We start from the raw sequence: 4,765 nt of genomic DNA on the forward strand, positions 1-4,765 counted from the left end.
TCCTCACCAGCCGTAAGAATAGTATAAAACGCCGCATCAAAATTTTCATTATTCTGTGGTGCCCCGTGAGGGGCATGGATGGCTAACGGGGAACGATAGTTCAGCTATCCAGGAGCAGTTTGCCACAACGGCAGCTGCTCTTTTAAGCGAAAGGGCAGGGCAGTTCCAATATGTGGTATAATTTTTGGAGGAAATCCCTTGAGGATAGGGTATTCCTCAATTCAAATACAGGGTGAATTATTTGATGATGACTATTACAATAGAAAAATTATATGAGTTTTACATTAATACGATTAAGAGCTGTGGAACTTACTTACTAAGTTCGAATGATTCCGTAATTGGATATAACATCTTTGAACAGTTCGACATAGGCGCAGTTTCATTTTTACACCGTGACAATTTACAGAAGCTATTTGAAACTGGGTTAATTAATGATGAGGTTATGAATAAAAGCCTGACTTTAAGAAGTGAATTTCTAAAGTTACAACAAAGTGATGAATGGAATATTAATGCGGTTAGGAATTCATCTGTATGGAGACAAGTACTCAATTTGGCTGACGAGATTAATTCATTAGTCGAACGTTACGCTAAACAATCCTGTAGAGCTTAAGAAATAAGCTTTGTAAAAAAAGGAGCTCCTCGGTATGATGGGTTTGTCGAGAACACACATCAGGGAGGAGCTCTTACTATGAAGTTTAAGGAAATAGATGCACAAAATCAACGTGTTGAACAAATTACTACCTCGCATCTTGTAGTAGGGATCGATATGGCGAAAGAAATACATGTCGCACAAGCAACAAATTTCCGCGGAATAGTGGTTTCGAAACGCCATCTCTCATTTTCCAATAGTATTGAAGGGTTTGAAAAATTGAGCCGTTGGATGAGTGAATTACAGCAGAAGCATCGATTGAAAAGGCTCATTATTGGTATGGAGTCATTACTGGTTTAACCTGGCCAATTGGTTATCAGATAAAGGCGAGCAGGTGGTCATGGTTAATCCAGCCACGACGAAGAGAAATAAAGAAAACCGGGATAATAGCCCGTCAAAGAATGACCCTAAAGATGCTCTTACTATCGCAGACTCAGTCAGCCGGGGCTTTTACTACGAATATACACGTCAATCACTTGTATTCCAACGATTGAAGACCATAATGAGCGACCGGGAATTTTGGGTGACATGTAGTGTAAGGTTGCAGAATCGGATCGTATGCTGGCTGGACATTCGGTTTCCCGAATATCCTTCTGTATTCAAGGACTGGACTTGTAAGCGTTCGATGGCGACCCTCAAAACCTTCCCTTGCCCACAGGATCTCGAGAACTATATAGTACATGATGTCATTGACGCCTGGAGAGTGCATATGCAGCGAGTTGGGGGCTCAACAGGGTTTGAGAAGGCTGCACAACTTATCGCACGAGCGAAATGTAGTGTTGGAGAACAAGCCGCTGCAGAAGAAGCAAAAGCAGATTTAAAACGGCTCATTGAAGAATTTGAGCGTGTTACTACGATGCTTGAACAGATTGAAAGGGACATCGAAGTATTGCTTTCAGAGATTCCTATGGCGCAGCAGCTTCGTACCATAAAAGGACTTGGGAAGATCTTCACTGCGGCTATTTTAGCTGGTACTGGGGATCTGAGGCAGTATGCGCATGGACGTCAGGTAATGCGTAAGGCTGGCCTAAATCTGGCTGAAAGTTCATCTGGTAGGCGGAAAGGCCAAATAGTTCTTTCGAAACGAGGAGACTCTGCCTTGCGAAAATATCTCTATCTTGCAACTGTTCAGCTCGTTTGGAACAACCCCGTTTTCCGCCATCTGCATGAACATAATTTGCAGGAAAAGAAGATGAAAAAGCAGCAGTCCATCTTTAAGTTAATTGGGAAACTAGCGCGGATCTTAGTTGGTATTGTTCAGCGAGGAGAAAAGTTTACGCCAGAGAAAACGGTTTTGAACTGGACTGAAGCCGCTTAAGTTTTATGAAGATACATCACGTATATTGACTCGTTCGCGGGATTTCACAAAGAAAGCACGGAGGACCGAGTTCGTTTCCCATAAGGGCTAAGACCCATCCGCTAAACGCGATCGGTCTCCACACCTTGGACAAGTATAACGAAGGATTGTAAGGGCAATGACCCGTTGAGTCATGGGAGGGTGAACGCCAAGGGATCAGTGGAGTATGTGTGCAGTAGAAATGAATTGGGGAATATTCCCTAATGACCCTCTATTTCCGCATGCCCAGCCCACCACCTCAACCGGGTTCATCTGTTCTCTATCCTAAGATTGATCTGATCTAAGGTGTTGAAATCCTGCGAATGAGTGAGTATATGTGAGATAAACCCTTAAAACCGAGGGACGGGAGACGTTAGTTCAAAACACGACAGCAGCCGGCGCATTACGCCTGGTTGCTTTTTTTTGTTAAGCCATAGTGTTATGTCGATATCTCACTGTATCTCTTCTGTTTTACAAATTTAGTCGTCCTGTTTTGTTACAGATTTACAGTGAGAACAAAGAATAACACATTAAATATCCAATCTGTTATATACATTATATAATCTGTATCATATAGTTAAATAGGTAAATATAGGGATTTAACGAGGATTTAAAAAACTGCCGTGGCGGAAAGGAAGATCCGGATTGAGTTCATTTAAACTAGATGATGTTTTTATTGAAACTACTGTTGAATCTCTTGGTGCACTGCTGCTCGATTATTACATTTTCCCAAACACTGCTGAAATCATAAAGAATTCACTGATGAAAAGGCTGTCTGAAGGAGACTATTACAAATATGAAACGGGTTATACTTTAGCAGAGAAGATTACGGGGGATTTGCAAAAGATAAGTAATGATAAACATCTGAATTTTGCTTTTAGTGAATCTAGCTTACCTCTTCAACAGTACGATCCTATAAATGATGAAAGCTTGCTAATTCGTCAAAAACTGAATAATTATGGGTTTGAACGAACGGAGAGATTACCAGGTAATATTGGATATCTTGTCATAAACGAGTTTGCGTATCCGGAGCATGCTGGTAGTACGGCAGCACACGCGATGAGTTTTATTTCGGGTACAGATGGATTGATCATCGATCTCAGAACTAATTACGGTGGTTCTTCATTAATGAGTGCATTTATCTCAAGTTACTTGTTAGATGGCTCCCCACCAGTACATTTAAATGATATTTATTGGCGATCCTACGATACAACGCAGTCTATTTGGAGTTCGCCTTTTGTACCTGGACAAAGATTTGGTGCAAATAAGCCTGTTTATATTCTAACGAGTCAGAATACGGGATCCTGCGCTGAAGAGTTCGCATACAGTCTACAAGCAATTCAAAGAGTAATAATTATCGGCGAAAAGACAGGTGGCAAAGCAAATGCTGGGAGTGTTCATCGCGTAAATGACCATTTTCAAGCTTTTATCCCAAATGCTTATCCAATAAATCCAATAACAAAAGGTAATTGGAATGGCATAGGAGTTTTACCCGATATTGAGTGTAGCAGTAATGAAGCTTATGAAACGGCATATCATTTGCTTCTCAGACAGCTATTGCAGCAGTATGGTGAGACTATGGAGCCTGGACGAGAGCCTTTAATTGCAGATATCAAAAGATTATTAAAATTCGAAAATTAGTATGAGATGGATTGAGGATTATGGAATTGTCGACGTCATCTCCACTAATTTGATCGTCGCTATTGAACTATCGGGGAACATTAGTTCAATACAACGACAGCAGCCGGCGCATTAAGTACGGCTGCTTTTTTTGTTGAACGGGTAGGATACTTCAACCAGGGGACATAAAATATGTTCATATTGGGATAAATTAACCTATTGGGGGTGGAGAACGTAATGGCAAACTACTCTTTAGACAATTACCATGAAATAGAGAACATTTACTTACATGATAGTGAATTGCAAGAGATAACGATAAATTACAGAGGTAAAGAAGTTAGTTTGAAATTGGTTACAGCAGTTACAAGAGAGAACCCCTCCCAAACGGTTGAGTTTTTATTTGAGCAAGTAAGTTACATCCATGTCCCTATTAAAGAGCCATGGGGTAGTGGATTTTATATTTTTTCTATAGAAGCAGAGTTAGCAGAGGATAATCGTATTATTACAAGCGTTATCTTAAATTCTGGTGATATAGTGAAATGCATTTCTGTATCAATTAGAACCAGTGATTAAGCTAACGGGAGACGATAGTTAAATAAAGACACGACGGCAGCCAACATACAGAACGGTTGCCTTTTTGTTACGCTAACGGGCAGTTATCCGTGGTAGTATAATTTACAGGAGGGATGAAGTTTTGAAACATATTTGCCCTATTTGCGGATATGAAGAATTAAAACAAGCACCATATGACACAAATGGAAATGAATCATTTGAAATTTGTGACTGTTGTGGTTTTGAATTTGGGTTTGATGATGTCCATGATGGTCACACTTTTGAAACATACAGAAACAAATGGATTAGTACTGGGGCTACATGGTTTTATAAACAATCAGAGCCTGAGATTTGGGATTTAAATCAGCAGTTGAAGAATATCGAAAAAATACAGCCGATGTATGTCCCCTTTTATATGCGTACAAAAAGTACAGAGTAGTCTTAAGCGGGAAACGATAGTTCAACAATGAAACAGGTAGAGGCTGCCGGCGCTGATCGGCAGCTTTATTACGTTATTCCAGCTAATAGCTTGTCAATATTTAATTATTAATGGCATATTCACGAGGTGGTATACTGAAAAAAGGGTATAGCAAATAACCGTCCCTTCA

At 40.2% G+C, this 4,765-nt stretch carries 4 protein-coding genes and 1 pseudogene; all 5 read left to right on the forward strand.

Features of this window, described 5'->3' with window-relative positions; all coding sequences use genetic code 11:
- Positions 1-244 precede the first annotated feature (244 nt).
- A complete protein-coding gene (locus EV294_RS29980) occupies positions 245-610 on the forward strand; it encodes a hypothetical protein (protein WP_132313643.1) in 366 nt (121 codons plus the stop codon).
- A gap of 78 nt (positions 611-688) precedes the next feature.
- Positions 689-1,967, forward strand: a pseudogene (locus tag EV294_RS29985) (IS110 family RNA-guided transposase).
- A gap of 663 nt (positions 1,968-2,630) precedes the next feature.
- Positions 2,631-3,626 (forward strand): S41 family peptidase, encoded by a 996-nt coding sequence (locus EV294_RS29990; protein ID WP_132313645.1) that lies wholly within the window; start codon positions 2,631-2,633, stop codon positions 3,624-3,626.
- Between the two features lie 216 nt (positions 3,627-3,842).
- Positions 3,843-4,178 (forward strand): hypothetical protein, encoded by a 336-nt coding sequence (locus EV294_RS29995; protein WP_132313647.1) that lies wholly within the window; start codon positions 3,843-3,845, stop codon positions 4,176-4,178.
- Between the two features lie 121 nt (positions 4,179-4,299).
- Positions 4,300-4,596: a hypothetical protein gene (locus EV294_RS30000; protein ID WP_132313649.1), complete on the forward strand. Its 297-nt coding sequence runs from the start codon at positions 4,300-4,302 to the stop codon at positions 4,594-4,596.
- Positions 4,597-4,765: the final 169 nt, after the last annotated feature.

Source organism: Paenibacillus sp. BK033, assembly GCF_004345425.1.
Classification (GTDB): Bacteria; Bacillota; Bacilli; order Paenibacillales; family Paenibacillaceae; genus Pristimantibacillus.

Excerpts from the sequence above, each read along its gene's own strand:
- EV294_RS29995 (WP_132313647.1), top strand. The coding sequence starts at position 3,843 with ATGGCAAACTACTCTTTAGACAATTACCATGAAATAGAGAACATTTAC.
- EV294_RS29980 (WP_132313643.1), top strand. The coding sequence starts at position 245 with ATGATGACTATTACAATAGAAAAATTATATGAGTTTTACATTAATACG.